Here is a 24,797-nt window from a genome sequence, read left to right as displayed (position 1 = left end):
ATTTTCAATTTATAATAGAACAAGGAGTGGTTTTGGAAGAATTTCTTATGGGGAGAAAACGAACATGTATAAAATATTAATTGTAGAAGACGATGAAAAAATAGCGGGAATATTAGAGGAGCATTTAGAAAGGTATGGCTATCAATCATTTAGAGCGAGTGATTTACGTCATATAAAAGATGAGTTCGTGAAAATAAATCCTCATCTCGTATTACTGGATATTAATTTACCATATTTTGATGGTTTTTATTGGTGTCGTCAAATTCGTACTGTATCGAATGCGCCGATTATTTTTGTTTCTGCAAGAACAGGGGAAATGGATCAAGTAATGGCGATCGAGAATGGCGGAGATGATTACATTACAAAGCCATTCCATTTAGATATTGTAATGGCAAAGGTGAAAAGTGCACTTCGCCGTGGGTATGGTGAGTATGCATCTGTTGCTGAGAGTGATTGTTTAGGTGTAAATGGACTGTTGTTATTTCCGTCCCAGCACATTGTTGAGTGGCAAGGGCAACAAACGGAGCTGACGAAAAATGAATTTTACTTATTAGAGTGTTTGATGAAACAGGCAAATCAGTATGTAACGCGTGAAGAACTGTTAGAAGCCCTGTGGGATGAGGTAGCTTTTGTTGATGATAATACATTAACCGTAAATGTAAAACGCGTAAGGAAGAAACTAGAGGAGCTAGGCATTCAAAATGCAATTGTAACGAAACGCGGATATGGTTATGCGCTTCTTACAGAGTGGGGCGAAGGGCATGAAGGTTAAAAATTACCTCATGGACCGTTTTTCTTTACTTCTTTCTTATATTATTAGCCTTTGTTTATTTGGGCTCGTCTTGCAGTTGCAAAGTCTTTTAGAAAAAAGATCCATTGATTGGAGTACGTGGTTATATGGGCTTTTATTAGGGACAGTTGTATTTACTGTATACCTCATTTACGATTATCGAAAACGAAGTGTATTTTTAAAAAGAATCGAAAAATATGTTGCTAGCGGAAATACATTACACGACTCTTTACTTATTGATACTTCTTATACGTCAGAGCAAGAGATGGTTGTTGAATCGTTTACGCTATTAAGACAGCAATATATGAATGAAGTTCATAAACAACATGCGAAAGAACAACAGCAAATGATATTTATGAACCAATGGATTCATCAAATGAAAACACCAGTATCGGTTATAGAATTGCTATTACAGAAGTTTGGGAAAGAGCATCGTGAAGCAAGAGCAACAGTTGAAAGTATTCGTGAAGAAAATAACCGTATACTAAATGGTTTAGATTTGGCGTTACATATGGCAAGGTTAGAGCAATTTGCGAAAGATTATAAAGTAGAAGTAGTAAATGTGATAGATATCATCAGGGGTATTATTAATGAAAATCGAAAATCTTTCATTCAATCGTCGGTATTTCCGAAAGTAATGTTTGATGAAGATACTTGTATGGTTGCATCTGATAGAAAATGGCTAAGTATTGCTATAGGGCAAATTGTTGTAAATGCAATTAAGTATACGAAAATTTCAGAAGCAGAGAAAAAGGAAATTCAATTTCAAATTGAAGAGAAAGATCAAAAGGTGTTACTACATATTAAGGACAATGGAATTGGTATTCCAGAGCAAGATGTAAAGCGTATATTTGATCCATTCTTTACGGGAATAAATGGCCGTAAAACGAGAGAAGCGACTGGAATGGGTTTATATATTACGAGGGAAATTTGTGATAATTTACATCATGGAATGTATGTGCAATCGGCTGAAGGGGAAGGGACAACATTCACGTTCCAATTTGCCAAAGATGAAGAATATCATACATTAATGAGAAAAATGACAAAACTGTAAGATAACAAAACGTTTTGTAAGGGAAATCACTCGTTTCTTTTTCTTATTTTTCTTATAGTAAATGTAAGAAGAAAACACATAGGGGGATTAGAAATGAGTGTTCTTGAAGTAAAGGGATTAACGAAGGTGTATCAATCGAAAGGTTCAGTAGCGACGACTGCTTTAAATGATATAAATTTTAAAATAGAAGAAGGCGAATTTGTAGGGATTATGGGTCCTTCAGGAAGCGGAAAAACAACGCTTTTAAATTTATTAGCAACAATTGATAAGCAAACTTCAGGTCATGTGCTTGTAAATGGCGAAGAAATTAATCAAATGCGTGCTGCAAAATTAGCGGAGTTTCGTCGTACACATTTAGGATTCATCTTCCAAGATTTTAACTTACTTGATACGTTATCGATTAAAGAAAATATTATTTTACCGCTTGTAATGGCGAAAAAATCTGTAAATGAAATCGATGCGAAAGTGCTTGAGATTGCAAAGTTTTTAAATATCGAAGAAATTTTAAATAAAAAAGTATATGAAGTATCAGGCGGACAACAACAACGTGCAGCAGCTGCGAGAGCGATCATTCATGAACCGACGTTAATTTTAGCGGATGAGCCAACTGGAAACTTAGATTCGAAGTCGGCGAAATCATTAATGAGTGCGTTGCAAGACTTACATGAACAAAAGAAAGTAACGATTGCAATGGTAACGCACGATCCAGTAGCTGCTAGTTATTGTGAACGCATTCTCTTCATACGTGATGGAGAAATTTTCTCAGAAATACATAAAGGGAGAACGAAACAGGCCTTTTTCCAAGAAATTCTGGACGTACTTGCGATGCTAGGAGGGGAATATCATGAACTTTCGCCAGCTCGCGCTTAATAACGTAAAAGGAAATTGGCGTAATTATAAAGCGTTTCTGATTAGTAGTTGTTTATCGATTGTCGTATTTTTTATGTATGCTTCCTTCATTTATCATCCAGATGTCGTAAGCGGTAATATTAGTATGAAGACGATGATTTCAAAAGGGTTAGAATCGATGAATTATATTGTAGTCATCTTCTCAGCGCTCTTTATTTTATATGCAAATTCAACATTTTTACGAGCAAGAAAAAAAGAGTTTGGTCTATTAACATTAATAGGCGGAACAAAATCTCAACTTGGCCGAATGATTATATTAGAACAACTGATGTTAGGTAGTATTGCAATTGTAGTAGGTATTGGGCTTGGCATGCTTTGTTCTAAATTATTTTTCCAAGCATTAAGCGTAATATTGAAAATAGATAAAACACTTCCACTCGTATGGAATAGTAAAGCAATTCTTATTACAGCGGGTGTATACTTTATCCTATTTTTAATCCTATCATTATTTAGCGTTTGGACAGTAGGGCGCTTGCAAATTATTGATTTATTAAGAGAAGCAAGAAAACAGAAAGTAGAACCTTTTGCATTTACATGGTTATGTGTAGCGGGAATAGGATGTATTATTGTTGCATATGTACTTAGCTTCCAAGTGACATTTATGAATTTTATTATGCTGTTTTTACCGATTGTAGGGCTGACGATAGGCGGAACTTATTTACTGTTTACACAAGGTAGTACAGTCGTATTAAAGGCGCTACAAAAACGAAAAAAATCTTTTTATACATATCCAAATATGTTCGTACTTAGCAATCTTATTTATAAAATGAAAGATAATGCTCGTTTTCTATTTGTAATTTCTATCATTACGGCAGTTGTATCTTCGGCAGTCGGTACACTGTACGTATTTTTTGAGGATATGAGTTATAAGGCAGTAACTAGTACCCCGCATGCTATTTCGTATGAGGAAAAAGGAATTAATACGCATAATATTATAAAAGAAGGGAAAACAAAAGAATTAATAAAAAAACACGGATTTGAAGAAGCGCGAGAAGTAACGTACGTCAAACTTCCTGGAACTCAAAAAATCACGATGTTTAACAGTGAACATGAAGTGCCAATGGCGATTGTTTCAGAAAAAGAATATAACGCTGAAGTACGTAAACAAAAGAGAGAGCAAGTTAGAGAAGTTCATAATGCACCAGGTAGTGCAACGATGGTCATAATGGATATGGCGAAAGATATGATGAAGGTAGATCTTGCGAAACCGTATGAATTTAAAATGAACGGACAAATGCAGTCTGTTCAGTTAAATGAGCCAACTTCATTTTCTGTTTTTAATGATAGTGAATATCTCATTGTAAATGATCAAGATTTTGAGAAATACGCAAAGCTCGTACCAGATGAAGAAAAGACGAAATATTACGGTTATTATATAGAAGACTGGAAAAATACAGAAGACCTTGTGTTAGATTTGAAAAAGGAAGTTGCACCAGATAAGCAAGAGGAATTAAATAACTCGGTGTTCGCTTATAAAAATATAAGGGAATCAGGAGCAATTACGATGTTTATCGGTTTCTTTGTAGCTGTACTGTTCTTCTTCTTCGCTTGTAGTATGACATACTTTAAATGGTTTAACGATAAAGAACAAGATCGTATTCAATTTAAATCGTTAAAGAGAATTGGTATGACAGATAAAGAAATTCGCAACATTGCAATTCGACAAATGGGTGTTATCTTCTTTATCCCAATTTTAATTGGTGCAATTCATAGTGGATTTGCTCTTCATACGTTAGGGAAAATGCTTTATCTCGATTTATGGAAATCAGGTGCGATTGTAATTGGAGCATACATTGTAGCTTCTGCGATTTACTTTATAATCGCGCAAAGAGGATATTTGAAACACGTAAAAAGCTAGGGAAACCTCTAGCTTTTTACGCATGTAGTAAGTTATAGGAGGACGATAGATGAACATTTGGCAATTAGCGCTGCAAAATATAAAAGGAAATTGGCGTAATTATAAAGTGTTTTTCCTAAGTAGTTGTTTTGCGATATTTGCTTCTTATGCATATATGTCTGTTATTGTGCATCCGTATATGCAGGAGACGCTGTGGTATCAAAACGTACGCTGGGGACTTGTTCTATGTAATATTATAATCATTTCTTTTTTCGTCATATTTATTTTGTACTCTACTTCTATTTTCATAGAGGCGCGTAAGAAAGAATTGGGATTATATATGTTAATGGGAGCAACGAAATCTAACGTAATAGGAGTGATTATGACCGAGCAAATGTTGATTGGAGTATTTGCTAATATTTTTGGTATAGGGGTTGGCATGATCTTTTTGAAACTCTTTTTTATGGTGTTTAGCATGCTAATGCGTCTTCCGAGAGAACTCCCTGTCATATTTGACGTGAAAGCGATTGGGGTAACGTTTATTACATATATGGTTGTTTTTATTCTGTTATCTTTTATAAGTGCTTTACGTATATGGAACATAAAAATTATTCGGTTATTGAAAGAATTTCGAACGGATAAAAAAGAGAAGAAAACATCAATATGGCTTTGTATATTCGGCTTTATTTGTTTAGGGACAGGATATACGTTAGCGCTACAAGTGACAATGGAAACGATAGGATTATATTTTTTCCCTGTGTCTATACTTGTCTTTTTCGGAACGTACTTTTCTTTTACACACGGTACAATCCAATTGTTAGAAATGATTAAACGAAATAAAAAGATTATGTATACATATCCGTATTTATTTATAGTAAATCAATTGTCACATCGAATGAAGGAAAATGGTCGCTTTTTCTTTATGCTTTCTATGGCAACGACATTTGTAGTTACGGCAACAGGTACGGTGTTCTTATATTTTTCTAGTATGCAAGATATGTGGCGGGACGGGGGCGCACACTCATTTTCATATATAGAAAAAGGTGTTTCTACTCATGAAGTCTTTGAGGAAGGTACGGTTGAACAATTACTGCATCAATATGGATATGATGATTTTCAATCTATGAGCTTTGTTGGAGTGCATGCATCTTTTCAGTCCAACAAGGGAGAAACAGAAGTAGCGCCGCTCATTAAAGAAAGTGAATACAATCAGGAGGCAAGAAAACAAAAACAGAAAACGTATCATCCTAAAAAAGGAACTGTTACACTTGTTTATTATAATAAATACAATCATCCGAATATATATAATCAAAAAGAGATTCAATTACAAGTAATGAATCAAACGTATCCATTCGTATTTAACGGTCAAAAAGAAGGGGTGCGATTTAACTATCATCTTGCGCACATTAACGGTCTGTTTTTCGTCATGAATGATGAAGATTTTGACAGTATAGCAAATAAGGTTCCGGATGCTGAAAAAATGATGTATAGAGGATACACATTACCAAATATCGAAAATACGAAAAAATTAAATGAAGCTTTACGGAAACATATGAAACAAGATGATAATAACGCATTTCGAAGTAATATGGAGTTATATGTGAATATGAAAGAGTTCGGCGATATTACTCTATTTGTAGGCTCATTCATTAGTATATTATTCTTTCTTACTTCATGTAGTATCGTATATTTTAAATGGTTTCATAATATTGCATCGGATCGAAAGCAGTACGGTGCGCTCTCTAAGCTTGGAATGACGAAGGAAGAAGTGTGGAAGATTTCTCGCTGGCAATTGTGTATGCTATTTTTTGCACCTATTATAGTCGGGAGTATGCATAGTGCGGTTGCGTTATATACGTTTCATAATACGATCTTTATGGATGGTTCATTACGAAAAGTAGGTTTGTTTATTCTATTTTATATCGCTGCATGCATTATTTATTTCTTTTTCGCTCAAAGAGAATATAGGAAACATTTAGACTAGCGAATGCTAGTCTTTTTTTAATATTCGAAATTTACATAGAAGAATATTAAAAAGTATGGTATAACAGTAAGAAAACGAAAAAGAGGGGAAAAGACGATGATTCGAGTAGGATATTTAGGACCAGAAGCAACATTTACAAATATGGCGGTGAGTCGTTTTTTTCCAGAAGCAGAGCATGTACCGTATCGAACGATTCCAGATTGTATTGATGCAGCTGCAAATGGAAATGTAGATTATGCAGTGGTACCACTAGAAAACGCCATAGAAGGTTCAGTGAATATAACAGTTGATTACCTCGTGCATGAGCAGCCGCTTTCTATTGTAGGAGAAATTACAGTACCGATTCAGCAACATTTACTTGTACATCCGCAGTATGCAGAAGTGTGGGAAGAAGTATATGCAGTGCATTCTCATCCGCATGCTATTGCGCAATGTCATAAGTTTTTAAATGAAGAATTAAAAGGGGTAACCGTTCGAGATATGACATCAACAAGTGCTGCTGCGCAATATGTGAAAGAACATCCTGAAGAAAAAATCGCTGCCATTGCAAATGAAGCAGCTGCAGAAAAATATGGATTGACGATCGTAAGACGTAGCATTCATACGCATAAAAACAATCATACACGCTTCCTTGTGCTCCATAAGAAAAAGAAAGCAATACTCTCAAATAATGGAGAAAATCGCGGAGAGAAAACGACGCTTATGATAACGTTACCTGCTGATTATGCAGGAGCGCTATATCAAGTGTTATCAGCTTTCGCATGGAGAAAATTAAATTTATCAAAAATCGAATCGCGCCCGATGAAAACAGGACTCGGAAATTACTTTTTCTTAATCGATGTCGATAAAGCATACGATGATGTATTATTGCCAGGCGTAACGATGGAACTTGAAGCACTCGGCTTTTCTGTGACTGTGCTGGGAAGTTATTCTTCTTATTGGTTGTAAGGGGGAGTTAGGTTATACCGTCTGATAGATAAATAAAATCCCACCTATAAATGGTGGGATTCTTTATTTTAACTTCACAAGACGATCTTCTAACTGACCACGCCAAATATCAGCTAGTTCTGGAACAGCAAGAATCTTTTCAATGCCATCTTTATCTTTTCTATTATGAAAATAAATTTCGTTAGAGAATAAAACAGATACATTGCTCGGTTGACGTTCTAGTAATGTAATTTTAGAATCTTTACGTACAGTACCTTCTTGAAGAACGCGGCATAGGTAGCCAGTAAATCCAGTTGCTACAATGCGCGGCAGTATGCCAGGAATACCAAGGCGTTTTGAAATTGTGCTACAAGGTACTCTTGCTTGTGTGATTTGAATGATTGCTTCACCTAGTTGATATGTATCTCCGATGCAAACATCGCGCTCTAACATATTTGTTACGGTAATGTTTTCACCAAATGTGGAAGCGGGAAGCGTAGTTTGAAATTCCTCTTCCCATAGTGCATAATGCTCGTGTGGGTACACGCAAACTGCGCGATCAGGTCCCCCATGGTGTTTTAAATCTGCTACGTCATCACCGAGGAATCCGTCTTTTGAGAGGAAAGCCTCTTCTGTAGGATCTTTACATATACCTGATATCATTTCTTTACCTTCGCCATATTTCATTTGTTTCGGTTTGCCAATGCTAAAGTGAACGAGTTCAATTCCCATATTTGATCTCCTTTACGATTGATTACAATATTATAGCATTAAAAAAGCACAGAGAATGTTAAAAAACTCTGTGCTTTACATGAATTAATAAACGAGAAATCCTGCTTTATCTAGTGCCTCACAAGCAGCGTCTAACTTTTCTTTTGAATCTGCCTCAATTGTATGTAAGTGAATACCATCTGTTAGTTGTGAAAGATAGGAGGCATTCGTGTTTTCGATTTTTTGTAAATATTGCTCTACATCAAAGCGATTACTTACCATGATGGATGCTGTTAAGTCACCGTATACAGGATGCTCAACTTTTACATCTTTAATCGTAACGCCGTGGTCAACAAGCATTGTAAGTTCTTGACGTACTTCCGCTGGTTTATGTTGGCATACAATTACGCGTTCGAAAGTTTGTTGTTTCTCTTGTGGTTTTAAATATAAATATCCTTGAGCAGTTGCAATAATTGGTTCGTTTCGTGCTTTAAGCAAGGAAATATCTTGCACGATAACTTGTCGACTTACGTTCGTCTTTTTAGATAGTTCATTCCCAGATAACGGTTCATTTGCAGCGAGAAGCCACTGAAGGATAAGTTGTCGTCTTTCTTCACCTAAAATCTTTTTTTGGTCATTTTGTTTCATTATGATTTAACACCTCTATAAAATTGATTTCCAATTGTGTGTAGTGCATGAATAGTAGTATCAATTTGATCTTTCGTTGTTTGTTGTCCGAAAGAGAAGCGGACATATTGTTTTGCCTCTTCATACGTTTTTCCAATTGCAAGCATTGTTTTCGAAGGTTCTTGTTTACCGACTTGGCAAGCACTTCCGGTGGAAATAGCAATACCATGTCGATTACATTCTAGCATTGTATATTGACCTTCTATTCCTTTTATTGTAACCCCAACAATATGTGGTAAACAAGAAGTAGAATGACCTTCTACTTGAATTTCTAGAGGAAGGGCTTGTAAATGTCTTAAAAAGTAGGATCGTAACTCTTTAAAACGTAAGCTCTCTTTTTGTTGGTTTTTTAATATATTCTCAGCAGCTGTTAAAAAAGCAGCGATGCCAGGAACGTTTACTGTACCTGGGCGAAACCCTTTTTCGTGAGAAGTTCCCGGAAATATTTGTTTCCAGCGAGCTTGCGGATTTATATAGCAAGCGCCAACGCCCTTTGGTCCGTATATTTTATGTGCTGAAACAGAAAGACTATCAATCCCCATCTCAAAAACATTGATAGGAAGTTTACCAAATGTTTGTACACAATCTGAATGAAATAAAACGTTATATTTTTTTAAAAGTGCTCCGATCTCTGCGATGTTTTGAACGGTTCCAATTTCAGAGTTTCCGTGCTGTATACTTGCTAGAACAGTATTTTCTGTAATAGCTGATTCTAAATCATCTAAATGGATTACCCCGCTTTTATCAACAGGAATTTCAGTAATTGTATACCCTTCTGATTGTAAGGATTGAAAATAACTTCGAATGGATGCATGCTCCATAGGTGTTGTAATGATATGTTTCTCGCTTCTGGCCTTTAAAAGGGATTGAATCGCAAGGTAGTTGGATTCCGAGCCACCGCTTGTGAAGAATACCCCTTGTTCCTTTCCACCAATCATGTCAGCAAATGTTTTTCGGCAAACTTGTAATAAAGAAGAGGCTGTTCCTCCAATATCATGTAAACTTTGTTCATTTCCAAAGTATTGCGATGCTGCTTTCATATATGTGTGTAATGCTTCTTCACTCATAGGTGTAGTAGCTGCATAGTCAAGATATATCATCATGTAAGTTCCTCTCCCTAGTAAGAGTTACAGTTCTTATATTTTTTTTTATGGTAGTGAAAATAAGAATTATAAAAAAACTCTTGTCATTATTTTAAAACTATGTAAATATAGGTGTCAAGACAGTTGAAAAGTGTAAAGTAGGAGGCAACAATTATGCCAAGTGCAGATGTCTTAATTATTGGAAGTGGCGTTGCGGCACTTCGTGTTGCGAAAGAGATTTGTCACGAAAAGAATGTGATTATTATCACAAAGGAAACAAATCGTAATAATAATACATATTTAGCGCAAGGTGGAATTGCCGCAGCAGTTGCTACATATGACAATCCAAATGATCACTTGGAAGATACGTTAGTAGCAGGATGTCATTATAACAATGAAGATGTGGTCCGTTATTTAGTCGAGGAAGGACCGAAAGAAATGAATAATCTCATTGGAAATGGAATGAAATTTGATGGAGATGAAAAGGGTCCTCATCTTGGAAAAGAAGGTGCACATCGAAAGCGTCGTATTTTACATGCAGGTGGCGATGCAACAGGAAAGAATTTATTAGAGCATTTCATTCAAGAAGTAGCTCCGCACGTTACGGTAGTGGAACAGGAAATGGTGCTCGATTTTATTATAGAAAATGGTAAATGTGTTGGAGTTTTAACACGAAATAGTGAAGGGAAGCTGAAGCGTTACGTTGCAGATTATACGGTGTTAGCAACAGGAGGGATTGGCGGTTTATACGCCTTTACTTCTAACGACAAGACAATTACGGGTGATGGACTTGCAATGGTATACCGCGCAGGCGGGGAGCTCGTAGATTTAGAGTTTGTACAATTTCATCCAACAATGTTATACGCGGGCGGGCGGTGCCCAGGCCTCGTTTCTGAAGCTGTTCGCGGTGAAGGAGCTGTCCTTATAAATGGAAAAGGGCAGCGTTTTATGATGGACATACATCCTGATCACGATCTTGCGCCGCGTGATGTAGTAGCAAGAGCGATTCATGAACAGCTTTTGGCGGGTGAAAAAGTGTATTTGAATATCGAGTCTATCCAAAATTTCGAAGAACGTTTTCCGACGGTATCATTATTGTGTAAAAAAAATGGTGTCGATATAAATGAAAAACGCATTCCAGTCGTACCCGGTGCTCATTTTCATATGGGCGGCGTGAAAACGAACTGTGATGGGGAGACATCCATTCCAGATTTATATGCGGTCGGTGAAGTAGCTTGTAATGGTGTTCATGGAGCAAATAGATTAGCAAGTAATTCATTATTAGAAGGTCTTGTGTTTGGAAAAAGAATAGGACAACATATTTTAACCAAAGCGACAAAAGAAAGCTGGAACAACGTGGCTGAGAAGGAAAAGAAGTTTATTGTTCTGAATCATTTGCCGGCGAAAGAAGAAATACAAGAATGTATGATGAAATACGTTGGGATTGTGCGAACAGAGCAAAGTTTATCTTATGCAAAGAGATGGCTTAGTAAGTACGGTGTTCGAAATATGATATTACAACATGATGCTCTTACAAATGAAGAGATAACGCTTATTAATATGTTAACAGCCTGTGAACTTATAGTCGTATCAGCTTTGCAAAGAGAAGAAAGTATTGGTGGCCATTATCGAAGTGATTATCCAGATAGAAATAGCGTAAAAAAAGAGATCGTTCGAGTGAAAAGAAAACTACAACTTGTGTGATGAAGGGAAGAGGGGCTCTATGAACACGATAAAAGTGAAAGAAGCATTAAATCGATTTTTTCTAGAAGATATAGGAGAAAGAGATGTAACATCTCAGCTTATTTTTCCAGACAATTTACTTTCAAAAGGAACGTTTCTTGCGAAGGATACAGGTGTCTTTGCGGGGCGTTTAGTAATTGAAGAAGGATTTAAATTAATTGATGAAAGAATTGAAGTGGAGCTTCATAAAAAAGATGGAGATCTTGTAGAAAAGGGCGAAATAATAGCAACTGCGCAAGGACCAATTGTCTCGTTATTAACGGCAGAGCGCGTTATATTAAACGTTATCCAGCGTATGAGCGGGATAGCTACGATGACACATAAAGCTGTTCTTGCGTTAGATAGCGGCCATACACGTATTTGTGATACGCGAAAAACGATGCCAGGGCTACGTATGTTTGATAAGTATGCAGTTGTGTGCGGAGGCGGATTTAATCACCGTTTCGGTTTATATGACGGTGTCATGATTAAAGACAATCATATTGCTTTTGCTGGTTCTATTACGAAAGCTGTTACATCGGTGAAAGAAAAATTAGGACATATGGTGAAAGTAGAAGTGGAAACAGAAACGGAGGAGCAAGTGAGAGAGGCTGTAGCTGCTGGTGCAGATATTATTATGTTTGATAACCGTACGCCAGATGAGATTCGGGAGTTTTCAAAGATTGTACCAAGTGCCATCGTTACGGAAGCATCAGGAGGCATTACAATTGAAGAGTTATCGAAATATGGAAAAACAGGGGTCGATTATATTTCACTTGGAGCGTTAACACATTCAGTGAAAGCACTTGATATTAGTTTCAATATTGAGGCGTAAGGAAAGTGGCTTAGAGGGGGACAAAGGAATATGAGTATTTTAGAAAAAGTACAACCGATTGAAACGATGTTACCAGAGCGTTATTACACGATGACAACAGAAGACATGGAAAAGCGTGTTCGTGAAATTAAAGAAAAAATGGGGAAAACACTATTTATTCCAGGACATCATTACCAAAAAGATGAAGTGGTACAATTTTCTGATGCAGCAGGAGATTCACTTCAGCTTGCGCAAGTTGCAGCGAGCAATAAAGAAGCAAAATATATTGTATTTTGTGGTGTACACTTTATGGCAGAAACAGCAGATATGTTAACGACAGATGATCAAATCGTTATTTTGCCAGATATGCGTGCAGGTTGTTCGATGGCAGATATGGCAGATATTGAACAAACAGAAAGAGCATGGAAAGAGCTTGCGAAATTATTTGGAGATACGATGATTCCGTTAACATATGTTAACTCTACAGCTGCAATTAAAGCGTTTTGTGGTCGTAATGGCGGAGCAACAGTAACTTCTTCTAATGCAAAACAAATGGTGTCTTGGGCGTTTACACAAAAAGAGCGTCTTGTCTTTTTACCGGATCAACATTTAGGAAGAAATACAGCATACGATTTAGGTATCCCGTTAGATAAAATGGCAGTATGGGACCCACATACAGATTCATTAGAGTACGATGGAGATATAGAAGGAATTCAAGTGATTTTATGGAAAGGGCATTGTTCGGTTCATCAAAACTTTACAGTGAAAAACATTGAAAATGTACGTAAAAATCATCCGGATATGAATATTATTGTACATCCAGAATGTTGTTATGAGGTTGTTGATGCTTCGGATTACGCAGGATCAACGAAATATATTATTGATATGATTGAAGCAGCGCCGCCTGGAAGTAAATGGGCAATTGGTACCGAGATGAATTTAGTGAACCGAATTATTCAGCAGCATCCAGATAAAGAGATTGTTTCACTTAATCCATTTATGTGTCCGTGCTTAACGATGAACCGAATTGATCTGCCGCACTTATTATGGGTGCTTGAAACGGTAGAAAGAGGAGAAGAAATTAACGTTATTAGCGTAGATAAACAAGTGACTGAAGAAGCGGTTCTTGCATTAAATCGTATGTTAGAGCGTGTGTAAAGCAACGGTATTTCTGTTGCTTTTTTTCATGCATATAATCATAACGAGAACGAAATGGGCATACATTGTTTTGAAGAAATCATTGCGATTTTCTTATGCTTATTCCACTTCTAATGATATTGAAAATCGAAGAAGTGATACAAGTGAAAAGAAGTTAGCTTTATTTAGAAAGGGTTACTTCATGAGATTTGTTACTTATAGATAAGTTATACAGGAGGGGGAAAATTTGAAAATTCATATCGTGCAAAAAGGGGATACCCTTTGGAAAATTGCGAAAAAGTACGGAGTGGATTTTGATACGTTGAAAAATACAAATACACAACTTAGTAATCCAGATTTAATTATGCCAGGTATGAAAATTAAAGTACCATCAAACAGCGTTCATGTAAAACAGCATGCTGGAGCAGGATCAGCACCTCCAAAACAATATGTTAAAGAAGTGCAACAAAAAGAATTTGCAGCAACGCCAACGCCGCTTGGAATAGAAGATGAGGAAGAAATTACGTATCAATCGGCACCAATTACACAACAACCTGCTATGCAACAAACACAAAAAGAAGTGCAAGTAAAACCACAAAAAGAAGTACAGGTAAAACCACAGAAGGAAATGCAAGTGAAACCGCAAAAGGAAGTACAGGTAAAGCCACAAAAAGAAGTGCAAAAAGAAAAGCCAATTCAAATAGAAAAACCAGTTGAAAAACCGTCTGTTATTCAAAAACCACCTGTTATAGAAAAACAAAAACCAGCAGAGAAAGAAAACACGAAATTCTCGGTAAATGTATTACCACAGCCGCCGCAACCACCAATAAAAGCGAAAAAAGAATATAAAATTTCGGATGTCATTAAAAAAGGAAGCGAGTTAATTGCTCCTCAAATTAATAAGATGAAACCTAATAACGTCATTTCTCCGCAAACGAAAAAAAATAACATAGTATCACCACAAGTAAAGAAAGAAAATGTAGGGAATATCGTATCACCACAAGTAAAGAAAGAAAATGTAGGAAACATAGTATCACCACAAGTAAAGAAAGAAAATGTAGGGAATATCGTGTCACCGCAAGTAAAGAAAGAAAATGTAGGGAATATCGTGTCACCGCAAGTAAAGAAAGAAAATGTAGGGAATATCGTGTCACCGCAAGTAAAGAAAGAAAATATAGGGAATATCGTGTCACCGCAAGTGAAGAAAGAAAATGTAGGGAATATCGTATCACCAAATGTAACGAAAGAGAATGTAGTTATTCCACAAGTAATACCGCCAAATATTCAAATGCCAAACATCATGCCAATGTTGGATAATAATCAACCACCAAATATAATGCCAATCATGGATAATAATCAACCGCCAAATATAATGCCAATCATGGATAATAATCAACCGCCAAATATAATGCCAATCATGGATAATAACCCAATACCAAACATCATGCCGATCATGGATAACAATCAAATGCCAAATATGATGCCGATCATGGATAACAATCAAATGCCAAATGTGATGCCGATCATGGATAACAATCAAATGCCAAATATGATGCCGATCATGGATAACAATCAAATGCCAAATATGATGCCGATCATGGATAACAATCAAATGCCAAATATGATGCCGATCATGGATAACAATCAAATGCCGAATATGATGCCAATCATGGATAACAATCAAATGCCGAATATGATGCCAATCATGGATAACAATCAAATGCCGAATATGATGCCGATTATGGATAACAATCAAATGCCGAATATGATGCCGATCATGGATAATAATCAAATGCCGAATATGATGCCGACCATGGGTAATAATCAAATGCCAAATATGATGCCATATCAAATGCCGTATCAACAGCCTATGATGCCGCCGAATCCATATAATCAACCATCAAATCCATATCAAATGCCATATCAGCAAGGAGCACCGTTTGGACCGCAATATACGTCTATGCCAAACCCAAATATGATGCCAATGGATAATAATATGCCGCCGCTCGTGCAAGGAGAGGAAGATTGTGGGTGCGGAGGAGAGAGTAGGCTATATAGTCCGCAACCTGGAGGTCCGCAATATGCGAATCCGTTATATTATCAACCAACTCAATCGGCATATGCACCACAGCCAGGAACAATGTATTATCAACCAGATCCACCAAATGTATTTGGAGAGCCAGTTTCAGAAGAAGAGGACGAAGAGGAAGTTTAAAAAAGGTGGGATTATTCCCACCTTTTTTGTGTGTAGAGTCTTTCATAAAACGGAAGATCTACATCAAATGTTAGAAAATTCCCAGTGAAATATTAACAGTGTAAAAACCTACTCTGTTACTCATCATAAGAGGGAGCTTTTCAGAAGAGAAGTTCATTCTAACAGAGGGGGTTTTTGTATTGAATACGAAAGTAAAAGTGATTGCTGCTTCTTTGTTAGTTACCAGTGCCTTAGCTGCATGTGGTACACCAAAAGATAACAATGCAATGGATGGACGTAATTACAATTATGAGCGTACATCTTATAATGATACACACCAGTATCGTGATAATGTAACGCGTAACGATCGTTATACAGATTATGTAACATATAGAAATGGTCGTAACGATACAGGATATAACAATTATTACCGCGATGTAAATTACAACGGGCAAATTGCTAATCCGCATCCAACACGTAATATCACAATGAACAATTCATACATTAACAATGATGGTAAAACAGCAGAAAGAATAACAAATCGTGTGAAACGTATGAATAACGTAGACCGCGTGTCTACAGTTGTATATGGAAACGATGTGGCAATTGCAGTAAAACCGCGTAATCCAGTATCGAATGAAACGGCACTTGCAAATGAAGTTCGTCAAGCTGTTGTAAATGAAGTTGGGAACAGAAACGTGTACGTCTCTGTAAGAAATGACATGTTTACTCGTGTCGATGCAATGAGTACACGCCTACGTAACGGTACAGTTACAAACGATTTTAATCGTGATATAGGGAATATGTTCCGAGACATTCGTTACGGTTTAACTGGTACTACTGGTACTATGCGATAGCAAAATAAAAGAGGAAGGGGGAGCCCTTCCTCTTTATTCATCATTGTCTTGTACACGACGTTTTTTAATAAAATAACTAACGGAATAAGACGCTAAAAAGCATATGAAGAAAATACTACCTGTTAAAACTGCTTCAAAGAGAGGTCTTTCTGGACTGAAAATGATATAAATAATAGCTATAATAATTCCAACAATAAGAGAACGTAAAATAATTTTGTAATAAGGAGTTAACTTTATATCTTTTTCGCTCTCTTGTACATCGATAGAAACGCTTAACTGTAAATAAGCAATTAAAATACTCGTAAGCATAAATAATAACCATAATGGAGATTTCGTAATTTGATCCATTCCTTCAGTGAATCCGATATAGCCTAAAATGCCAATTATACCAAGTGATTGAAAAAGAAAGGCAATACGTATGTTTTTTAATGTTTTCAGAATGAGACGTTCATCCTTTATTTTTTTCACAATATCCATCTCCTGTTTATTATGATTTCGCTGTTGCATCAATTGTAACATATACATTACATTTATCAATTTATAATTTACATAAAGTTCGTTTGGGTGAAAGAGAAAATAAAATGTTTTTATAAATATGTTGCACTTATACTTTATTAATGTTATATTAGCAAAGCGATGAGCTAATTTACGTAAGACGAGAGATATGCTTAAGTGCTAAACACGCGAATGTGGTCGCCTGGTCTCTCGCCGTAAACGCATCAAGACGCCTGCTTTGCAGGCGTCTTTCATTTTATATAAAAACAAATGCTAATGCAGATAAAGCTAAAACTTTATCTGCATTTTTTATTTTCGAGTGAAATGTAATACGGTCATTTATATGGATAAAACCCCCATTTTCGGAAAAACTACTAATGAAAGTTTGATCTTGCCTAAAAGAGGTGAACGGAAATGAAATGGATACTGATTGCGATGCAAGCTTTCGTTATGATGTTTTGCTTCGTTTATGAAACGAATGTGAAGGCGGAAGGGCCAGTACCAGAAGTAACAGTAAAAGAGCCTGAAGTTACAATTTTATTAGAGCGAATGTATGTTGATGGAGAAGTAAGTGAGGAAATATTTACAGAAAAAGTGGCGGACTTAGAAAAGTTTTTACAGCAATATAAAGAATGGCAGCTCGTTGATCGTGATGATGTACAAATCGTATTACAAAAGAAAGTTGATGATATTTCTCCATTATTGAAAACGAGCGGATATTTTGGTGTTTCAGAGGAAGGGATATTACAAATTTTTAAAGGTGTACCGAAAAGTGATAATGCGATTCATTCCTTCTTTCAAATTGATATGAAAAAGCTTGAGAGTTATGAGCGCGCGAAATTGAAGCGTGGTATTCGTATTAAATCAAAAGAAGGTTTTGTGAAGACGATTGAAAAAATGAAGCAATACGCAGTGCAAAATAAGTAAAAAAAGCAGCTCATGGTGAGCTGCTTTTTTTATTTATTTTTATCTAAAATTTGTTTTGCGATTTCATCGATTAGCATATCTTTTCCGATTGGGTTGAATGCTTTTGTATTGAAGACCTCATTTGATACTTCATATACGTGATTGTTTTTAACTGCTTTATTGTCTTTCCAAACGGCACTACTTTTATAGTCTTCGTAAACTTTATCAGCTTCGCCACCAAAGTTTACAATAAACATTTGATCAGGTTGGAATGCAACAAGACCTTCTAGTGATACTTGCGCCATCGTTTGTTTTAAATCTGTACCTTTTGTTGCCGGAAGTTTTAAGTCGTTAAAGATGATGTCACCGTACCCGAAGCTACCGTATACACGGAAGTTTTGTGGTGTAACTGCGACGAACATAAAGTTCTCATCTTTTGTTTTCTCTTTAATTTTTTTAGATAAAGAGTCTGCTTTTTTATCGTAGTCTGCAATCCATTTGTCTGCTTTCTTTTCTTCGTCAAATAGTTTACCTACTTCTTTAAACTTACCGCGCCAGTCTTCTAAGTTTGTTTCTAAAACAACTGTCGGTGCAACCTTTTCTAATTGATCATAGATCTTCAATTGACGATTATTTAAAATAATTAAGTCTGGTTTTAAAGCAGTAACAGCTTCTAAATCAACTTTAGGTGCCCAATACCAACCTACTGCTTTTACACCATCTAGCTTGTCTGTTAAATGCTTTTGGATTTTATCTTTATATGTGTTTGCTGTACCAACAGGTTTGTGTCCAAGAAGTAATAATTCTTCTGTTGATCCAGATAAGTCAACAATTCTCTTTGGATTTACTGGAATTGTAGCTTCCCCTTTAGCGTGTTTTACAACTTTTGTTTTCGGTTGTTCTTTCGCTTTCGATTCTTCTTTTTGAGAAGAACAGCCAACGATAGAAAGAACAACTAGCATAATAGTAAATAAAATAAATAGCTTCTGTTTCATCCTGATGTAACCCCTTTAATTAGTATTGATAATCATTATCGACTTCTGTATATTAAGTTGCTTCATGCTTTCTGTCAATGGAAAATAACAGAAGTTTCAAATGGAGAACATTTGTTGGGGTAGTCTCGCTTTTCTATCATTAAATATGTTAAAATGGAATACATGATTTAAGAGGGAGAGATCGTATTTTGTTTGAATATGTTACAGGTTACGTGGAGTATGTAGGACCGGAATATGTCGTAATTGACCATAATGGAATTGGTTATCAAATTTTCACACCAAATCCGTATGTATTTCAAAGAAGTAAGCAAGAAATCCGTGTCTATACATATCATTATGTGAGAGAAGATATTATGGCACTTTACGGGTTTAAAACACGTGAAGAGCGTTTATTATTTACAAAGTTGTTAGGTGTGTCTGGCATTGGACCAAAAGGCGCTCTTGCAATTTTAGCTTCTGGTCAAACAGGACAGGTCGTTCAAGCAATTGAACATGAAGACGAGAAGTTTTTAGTGAAATTCCCGGGCGTCGGAAAGAAAACAGCACGCCAAATGATTTTAGATTTAAAAGGAAAACTAGCTGACGTCGTACCAGATGCATTTGTTGATTTATTCTCAGATACAGAACGTTTTGATGAGAAGAAAGGTTCATCAGCTGAGCTTGATGAGGCGCTGGAAGCTCTGCGCGCACTTGGATACGCAGAACGAGAAGTTTCTCGCGTTGTACCAGAGTTATTAAAAGAATCATTAACGACGGATCAGTATATTAAAAAGGCACTTAGTCTTTTACTAAATGGTAAGAGGTGAGTATAATGGACGAACGTCTCCTTTCAGGGGAATCTGCATATGAAGATTCGGATTTAGAATATTCATTACGGCCACAGACGCTCCGTCAGTATATTGGCCAAGATAAAGCGAAACATAATTTAGAGGTGTTTATTGAAGCAGCGAAAATGCGTGAAGAAACGTTAGATCATGTGCTTCTATATGGACCACCAGGACTTGGTAAAACGACGCTTGCCAATATTATTGCCAATGAAATGGGCGTAAATGTTAGAACAACTTCAGGTCCAGCAATTGAAAGACCAGGAGATTTAGCAGCTGTATTAACAGCGCTTCAGCCGGGGGATGTATTATTTATAGATGAAATTCATCGTTTGCATAGATCGATTGAAGAAGTGCTATATCCTGCGATGGAAGATTTTTGCCTTGATATTGTAATTGGGAAAGGACCGTCAGCACGATCTGTACGTTTAGATTTACCTCCATTTACATTAGTTGGAGCAACGACACGTGCAGGGGCATTATCAGCACCACTTCGTGACCGTTTCGGTGTACTTTCAAGATTAGAGTACTATACAGTAGATCAGTTGTCTGAGATTGTAGAACGTACAGCAGAAGTATTTGAAGTTGAAATTGATTCGTTAGCTGCACTAGAAATTGCAAGACGTGCTCGTGGTACACCTCGTATTGCGAATCGTTTATTACGACGTGTACGAGATTTCGCACAAGTTCGTGGTAACGGAACAGTTACAATGGAAATTACACAAATGGCGTTAGAACTACTGCAAGTAGATAAATTAGGTCTAGATCATATCGATCATAAATTATTGCTTGGTATTATTGAGAAATTCCGCGGTGGCCCAGTCGGATTAGAAACGGTTTCGGCAACGATCGGAGAAGAATCTCATACGATTGAAGATGTGTATGAGCCGTATTTATTACAAATTGGCTTTTTACAACGAACGCCAAGAGGCCGAATTGTAACGCCGCTTGCATATGAGCATTTCGGAATGGAGATGCCAAAAGTATGACGGAGATGCCAAAATTGCTTATTACAGCAGGTATCTTACTCATTGTTGTTGGATTAGCTTGGAAGTTTATTGGAAGACTTCCAGGCGATATTTTTATGAAAAAAGGAAACGTTACCTTTTATTTTCCTGTCATTACATGTATTGTGTTAAGTATTGTATTATCTTTTATTATGTATATAATAAATCGATTTAAATAAGAAATAGGTGGATATAGTTATGGATATAAATCTGTTTGATTTTCATTTACCAGAAGAACTTATTGCACAAGTCCCGTTAGAAGATCGTGAAACATCAAGATTAATGGTGTTAGACCGTGAAACAGGCGATATTGAGCATAAACATTTTACGGATATTCTTTCTTACTTACATGAGGGGGATTGCTTAGTTTTAAATGAAACGAAAGTAATGCCTGCTCGTTTGCACGGTGTGAAAGAAGATACAGGCGCGCACATTGAAGTACTTCTTTTAAAACAAGAAGAAGGCGATACGTGGGAAACGCTTGTTAAGCCAGCGAAACGTGTAAAAGAAGGAACTATTATCTCTTTTGGCGAAGGGAAATTAAAAGCAACTTGCACAGGAACTGCAGATCAAGGTGGACGTCAGCTTGAATTTTCATATGACGGCATCTTCTATGAAATTTTAGATGAACTTGGGGAAATGCCACTTCCTCCGTATATTAAAGAGACGCTAGAAGATCGCGATCGCTATCAAACAGTATATGCGAAAGAGATCGGCTCAGCAGCAGCGCCAACTGCAGGACTTCACTTTACAGAAGAGTTATTGGAGAAGTTAAAACAAAAAGGCGTCGGGTTAGCTTTCATTACACTTCACGTAGGGCTTGGAACATTTAGACCAGTTTCTGCCGATACGATTGAAGAACACCATATGCACGCAGAATATTACCATATGTCTGAAGAGACAGCGGCATTATTAAATCGTGTGAAAGAGAGTGGTGGACGTATTATTACGGTAGGTACGACTTCAACTCGTACGTTAGAAACAATTGCGACAGATCATGACGGCAAGCTTTGTGCTGCTTCTGGCTGGACAGACATTTTTATGTATCCAGGTTATGAATTTAAAGCAATTGATGGTTTAATTACAAACTTCCATTTACCGAAATCAACATTAATTATGCTTGTAAGTGCATTTGCGAACAGAGATAATGTACTTCATGCTTATAATGAAGCAGTAAAAGAAAAATATCGTTTCTTTAGCTTCGGTGATGCAATGTTCGTTGCATCACATGCTAAGATGGGAAACAAATAAAAGGAGTAAATTATGACAGCAATTCGTTATGAATTTATTAAAACTTGTAAACAAACAGGTGCCCGTTTAGGACGCGTACATACACCGCACGGTTCATTTGATACACCAACATTTATGCCAGTTGGTACACTTGCAACAGTTAAAACAATGTCACCAGAAGAATTAAAAGCAATGGATTCTGGCATTATTTTAAGTAATACGTATCACTTATGGCTACGCCCAGGTCACGAAATTATTCGTGAAGCAGGTGGTTTGCATAAATTTATGAACTGGGATCGTGCAATCTTAACGGACTCTGGTGGTTTCCAAGTATTCAGTTTAAGTGACTTCCGTCGTATTGAAGAGGAAGGTGTTCACTTCCGTAATCACTTAAATGGAGATAAATTATTCTTATCACCAGAAAAAGCGATGGAAATTCAGAATGCATTAGGATCAGATATTATGATGGCATTTGATGAGTGTCCACCATTCCCAGCTACTTTTGAATATATGAAGAAGTCTGTAGAGCGTACAAGCCGCTGGGCAGAACGTTGTTTAAAAGCGCATGAACGTCCACAAGATCAAGGTTTATTCGGTATCGTACAAGGCGGAGAGTTCGAAGAGCTTCGTCGTCAAAGTGCAAAAGACCTTGTTTCAATGGACTTCCCTGGTTACGCTGTAGGTGGTTTATCTGTTGGAGAACCAAAAGATATTATGAACCGTGTACTTGAGTTTACAACGCCACTTCTTCCAGATAATAAGCCACGTTACTTAATGGGAGTAGGTTCTCCTGACTCGTTAATCGATGGTGCAATTCGTGGTATTGATATGTTTGACTGCGTACTTCCAACTCGTATCGCTCGAAATGGTACATGTATGACAAGTGAAGGCCGTCTAGTTGTAAAAAATGCGAAATTTGCAAGAGACTTCGGTCCGCTTGATCCAAATTGTGACTGCTATACATGTAAAAATTACTCTCGTGCGTACATTCGTCACTTAATGAAATGTGATGAAACGTTCGGAATTCGTTTAACGTCTTATCACAACCTTCATTTTCTGTTAAACTTAATGGAGCAGGTGAGACAAGCTATTCGTGAAGACCGTCTTGGCGATTTCCGCGAAGAATTCTTTGAACAGTATGGCTTTAATAAACCGAATGCTAAAAACTTCTAATACATAATTTAAAAGGAGGAACAAAAGATGAATCCAGGTATGATGAATATCGTTATGATTGTTGCGATGTTTGCGATTTTCTATTTCTTATTAATTCGCCCGCAACAAAAGCGTCAAAAAGCAGTTGCTCAAATGCAAAATGAATTAGCAAAAGGTGATGCTATCGTAACAATCGGTGGTTTACACGGTACAATCGAATCAGTAGATGATACGAAAATCGTTATTAAATCTGGTGGTTCACACTTAACTTTCGATCGCAATGCGATTCGTGAAGTTGTGAAAAACTAATGAGGAAGGCCCTGCATGAAATGTGCAGGGCCTTTTTTTAGTTGTTTTGTTTTGACATATTTACACCGAAAATACCGCCGAGTGTACTCGCACCCATCAATGCTAATTGATAAAGTAACTGGGAGTTCGATAAAGTTTGAGAGAAGCCTAAATAGTTAACTAGAAAAACAAGTATGGCGAATGTAAGTCCTGTTGTGAAGCCTACTAACCAGCCTTTCCCTTGTGCCTTTTTGCCGGCAGTAAATCCAGATATAAGCATAGATAACAGAGCTAGTATAAAAATAGTAACAGCTAATGTCCCTTCATTCATATCTGTAAATTTTAATAAAAGAGCCATAACCATGCTAATAAGTGATGCGAGAATTAATAGTGTAACGATACCAAAGCCAATTGCGGTTGATAATTTTTTCGTTCCATCCATGTATACATTCCCCCTTTTTAATACAAGCATATTTTCATTTTGATTAAGTTAGACTAGTTTCTTTTTTATAGGGGAGTCTATACGTAAAAAAGGAGATGTAGAAATGGAATGGGTATCAATCATTGGCCGGACGATGCTTTTGTATATCATCATATTAATTATTTTTCGTCTTATGGGTAAACGTGAAATTGGAGAGCTAAGTGTATTAGATTTAGTCGTATTCATTATGCTTGGTGAAATGGCTGTAGTGGCAATTGAAAATACCGATAAATCACTTTGGCACCAATTAGTTCCGATGACTTTTCTTATGTGTATACAGATCATTTTGTCAGTTGTTTCGTTAAAGTATCAACGCTTTCGCCATTTAATAGAAGGCGAGCCGGCTATTCTTGTAAATGCGGGGAAAATTGATGAAAAGAAGATGAGAAAGCAACGTTATAATATAGATGATTTAATGATGCAATTAAGAGAGCAGGGAGTTGGGGATGTACGGGATGTAGAATACGCTATTTTAGAACCATCTGGGAAGTTATCTGTCTTTCAAAAACAAAAAGGTAAACAGGGTGCATTGCAGTTTACTCTTCCTCTTATTATTGATGGAGAAATTCAATCGAATCATTTACAAATGATTGAACATACAGATGAATGGCTCATTGGCAAATTAAAAAACTTAGGTTATAACGATATTAAACAAATTTTATACTGCAGCTTTCAAAATGGACAATTTTTTGTTGATTTGAAAGAAAACTAGAG

24 protein-coding genes and 1 pseudogene are annotated in these 24,797 nt (G+C 36.6%); 19 read left to right on the top strand and 6 right to left on the bottom strand.

Going from position 1 to position 24,797, the window contains the following annotated elements; genetic code table 11:
• Positions 1-64 precede the first annotated feature (64 nt).
• The 6 genes from KZZ19_RS21690 to pheA all read left to right on the top strand — a co-directional run bounded on the left by KZZ19_RS21690 (position 65) and on the right by pheA (position 7,522).
• Positions 65-772: a response regulator transcription factor gene (locus KZZ19_RS21690; RefSeq protein ID WP_000276710.1), complete on the top strand. Its 708-nt coding sequence runs from the start codon at positions 65-67 to the stop codon at positions 770-772.
• Positions 762-1,844 carry a HAMP domain-containing histidine kinase gene (locus KZZ19_RS21685; RefSeq protein ID WP_237979573.1) on the top strand — a complete coding sequence of 361 codons (1,083 nt, stop codon included), beginning with the start codon at positions 762-764 and terminating at the stop codon, positions 1,842-1,844. Before KZZ19_RS21690 ends, KZZ19_RS21685 begins: the two co-directional genes overlap by 11 nt.
• 93 nt (positions 1,845-1,937) lie before the next feature.
• Positions 1,938-2,714 carry an ABC transporter ATP-binding protein gene (locus tag KZZ19_RS21680; RefSeq protein ID WP_000114530.1) on the top strand — a complete coding sequence of 259 codons (777 nt, stop codon included), beginning with the start codon at positions 1,938-1,940 and terminating at the stop codon, positions 2,712-2,714.
• Positions 2,689-4,611, top strand: coding sequence for an ABC transporter permease (locus KZZ19_RS21675; protein ID WP_237979572.1), 1,923 nt, complete (start codon positions 2,689-2,691; stop codon positions 4,609-4,611). Before KZZ19_RS21680 ends, KZZ19_RS21675 begins: the two co-directional genes overlap by 26 nt.
• Positions 4,612-4,660: 49 nt before the next feature.
• Positions 4,661-6,574 (top strand): ABC transporter permease, encoded by a 1,914-nt coding sequence (locus KZZ19_RS21670; protein WP_237979571.1) that lies wholly within the window; start codon positions 4,661-4,663, stop codon positions 6,572-6,574.
• 96 nt (positions 6,575-6,670) lie between these two features.
• Positions 6,671-7,522, top strand: a complete 852-nt coding sequence (gene pheA / locus KZZ19_RS21665; RefSeq protein WP_087982144.1) for a prephenate dehydratase — start codon at positions 6,671-6,673, stop codon at positions 7,520-7,522.
• Between the two features lie 63 nt (positions 7,523-7,585).
• Here pheA and KZZ19_RS21660 read toward each other — a convergent pair whose 3' ends face one another.
• From KZZ19_RS21660 to KZZ19_RS21650, 3 genes are all read right to left on the bottom strand, one after another.
• Entirely contained in the window at positions 7,586-8,233 is a 648-nt protein-coding gene (locus KZZ19_RS21660) for an MOSC domain-containing protein (RefSeq protein WP_237979570.1), read from the bottom strand.
• 84 nt (positions 8,234-8,317) lie between these two features.
• A complete protein-coding gene (locus tag KZZ19_RS21655) occupies positions 8,318-8,860 on the bottom strand; it encodes a transcription repressor NadR (protein ID WP_060632390.1) in 543 nt (180 codons plus the stop codon).
• The gene (locus KZZ19_RS21650; RefSeq protein WP_088097866.1) at positions 8,860-10,002 is read right to left on the bottom strand and encodes an IscS subfamily cysteine desulfurase; all 1,143 of its coding nucleotides are present in this window, start codon (positions 10,000-10,002) and stop codon (positions 8,860-8,862) included. The genes KZZ19_RS21655 and KZZ19_RS21650 overlap by 1 nt, the downstream gene beginning before the upstream one ends.
• Before the next feature lie 153 nt (positions 10,003-10,155).
• On the opposite strand from KZZ19_RS21650, the gene nadB reads away from it, so the two are divergent.
• The 5 genes and pseudogenes from nadB (at position 10,156) to KZZ19_RS21625 (ending at position 16,705) form a co-directional block, all read left to right on the top strand.
• Positions 10,156-11,685 (top strand): L-aspartate oxidase, encoded by a 1,530-nt coding sequence (nadB, locus tag KZZ19_RS21645; protein ID WP_237979569.1) that lies wholly within the window; start codon positions 10,156-10,158, stop codon positions 11,683-11,685.
• A 19-nt stretch (positions 11,686-11,704) separates the two neighbouring features.
• A complete protein-coding gene (gene nadC / locus KZZ19_RS21640; RefSeq protein WP_237979568.1) occupies positions 11,705-12,538 on the top strand; it encodes a carboxylating nicotinate-nucleotide diphosphorylase in 834 nt (277 codons plus the stop codon).
• Between the two features lie 30 nt (positions 12,539-12,568).
• Positions 12,569-13,675: a quinolinate synthase NadA gene (nadA, locus tag KZZ19_RS21635; RefSeq protein WP_088097863.1), complete on the top strand. Its 1,107-nt coding sequence runs from the start codon at positions 12,569-12,571 to the stop codon at positions 13,673-13,675.
• A gap of 226 nt (positions 13,676-13,901) precedes the next feature.
• A pseudogene (safA, locus tag KZZ19_RS31200) lies at positions 13,902-14,058 on the top strand (SafA/ExsA family spore coat assembly protein); the annotation flags it as partial.
• A 1,990-nt stretch (positions 14,059-16,048) separates the two neighbouring features.
• A complete protein-coding gene (locus KZZ19_RS21625) occupies positions 16,049-16,705 on the top strand; it encodes a YhcN/YlaJ family sporulation lipoprotein (RefSeq protein ID WP_088097861.1) in 657 nt (218 codons plus the stop codon).
• 33 nt (positions 16,706-16,738) lie between these two features.
• On the opposite strand, the gene KZZ19_RS21620 is transcribed toward KZZ19_RS21625, so the two are convergent.
• Positions 16,739-17,182, bottom strand: coding sequence for a branched-chain amino acid ABC transporter substrate-binding protein (locus KZZ19_RS21620; RefSeq protein ID WP_098341751.1), 444 nt, complete (start codon positions 17,180-17,182; stop codon positions 16,739-16,741).
• A gap of 432 nt (positions 17,183-17,614) precedes the next feature.
• Between KZZ19_RS21620 and KZZ19_RS21615 the strand changes: the two genes are divergently transcribed.
• A complete protein-coding gene (locus KZZ19_RS21615; protein ID WP_226544933.1) occupies positions 17,615-18,127 on the top strand; it encodes a BofC C-terminal domain-containing protein in 513 nt (170 codons plus the stop codon).
• A 29-nt stretch (positions 18,128-18,156) separates the two neighbouring features.
• Here KZZ19_RS21615 and KZZ19_RS21610 read toward each other — a convergent pair whose 3' ends face one another.
• Entirely contained in the window at positions 18,157-19,101 is a 945-nt protein-coding gene (locus KZZ19_RS21610) for an iron-hydroxamate ABC transporter substrate-binding protein (RefSeq protein ID WP_226544934.1), read from the bottom strand.
• 188 nt (positions 19,102-19,289) lie between these two features.
• On the opposite strand from KZZ19_RS21610, the gene ruvA reads away from it, so the two are divergent.
• The 6 genes from ruvA to yajC are packed head-to-tail and all read left to right on the top strand — an operon-like array spanning position 19,290 to position 23,623.
• A complete protein-coding gene (gene ruvA, locus KZZ19_RS21605; RefSeq protein WP_000464511.1) occupies positions 19,290-19,907 on the top strand; it encodes a Holliday junction DNA helicase RuvA in 618 nt (205 codons plus the stop codon).
• A 5-nt stretch (positions 19,908-19,912) separates the two neighbouring features.
• The gene (gene ruvB / locus KZZ19_RS21600; protein ID WP_000344467.1) at positions 19,913-20,914 is read left to right on the top strand and encodes a Holliday junction branch migration DNA helicase RuvB; all 1,002 of its coding nucleotides are present in this window, start codon (positions 19,913-19,915) and stop codon (positions 20,912-20,914) included.
• Positions 20,911-21,111: a DUF2905 domain-containing protein gene (locus KZZ19_RS21595; RefSeq protein WP_088097857.1), complete on the top strand. Its 201-nt coding sequence runs from the start codon at positions 20,911-20,913 to the stop codon at positions 21,109-21,111. Before ruvB ends, KZZ19_RS21595 begins: the two co-directional genes overlap by 4 nt.
• Before the next feature lie 19 nt (positions 21,112-21,130).
• Positions 21,131-22,183: a tRNA preQ1(34) S-adenosylmethionine ribosyltransferase-isomerase QueA gene (queA, locus tag KZZ19_RS21590; protein ID WP_088097856.1), complete on the top strand. Its 1,053-nt coding sequence runs from the start codon at positions 21,131-21,133 to the stop codon at positions 22,181-22,183.
• A gap of 12 nt (positions 22,184-22,195) precedes the next feature.
• A complete protein-coding gene (tgt, locus tag KZZ19_RS21585) occupies positions 22,196-23,335 on the top strand; it encodes a tRNA guanosine(34) transglycosylase Tgt (RefSeq protein ID WP_000125362.1) in 1,140 nt (379 codons plus the stop codon).
• 27 nt (positions 23,336-23,362) lie between these two features.
• Positions 23,363-23,623: a preprotein translocase subunit YajC gene (gene yajC / locus KZZ19_RS21580; protein WP_088097855.1), complete on the top strand. Its 261-nt coding sequence runs from the start codon at positions 23,363-23,365 to the stop codon at positions 23,621-23,623.
• A 37-nt stretch (positions 23,624-23,660) separates the two neighbouring features.
• Here the strand turns inward: yajC and KZZ19_RS21575 are convergent, their stop codons facing one another.
• A complete protein-coding gene (locus KZZ19_RS21575) occupies positions 23,661-24,044 on the bottom strand; it encodes a TIGR04086 family membrane protein (protein ID WP_088097854.1) in 384 nt (127 codons plus the stop codon).
• A gap of 103 nt (positions 24,045-24,147) precedes the next feature.
• Here KZZ19_RS21575 and KZZ19_RS21570 point away from each other — a divergent pair, with 103 nt between their 5' ends.
• Positions 24,148-24,795: a DUF421 domain-containing protein gene (locus KZZ19_RS21570; RefSeq protein ID WP_237979564.1), complete on the top strand. Its 648-nt coding sequence runs from the start codon at positions 24,148-24,150 to the stop codon at positions 24,793-24,795.
• Positions 24,796-24,797 lie beyond the last annotated feature (2 nt).

Origin of the sequence: Bacillus thuringiensis (assembly GCF_022095615.2) — a bacterium.
Taxonomy (GTDB): Bacteria; Bacillota; Bacilli; order Bacillales; family Bacillaceae_G; genus Bacillus_A; species Bacillus_A cereus_AG.
The sequence above is the reverse complement of the archived record's forward strand: the minus strand, read 5'-3'. Positions and strand labels throughout refer to the sequence as shown.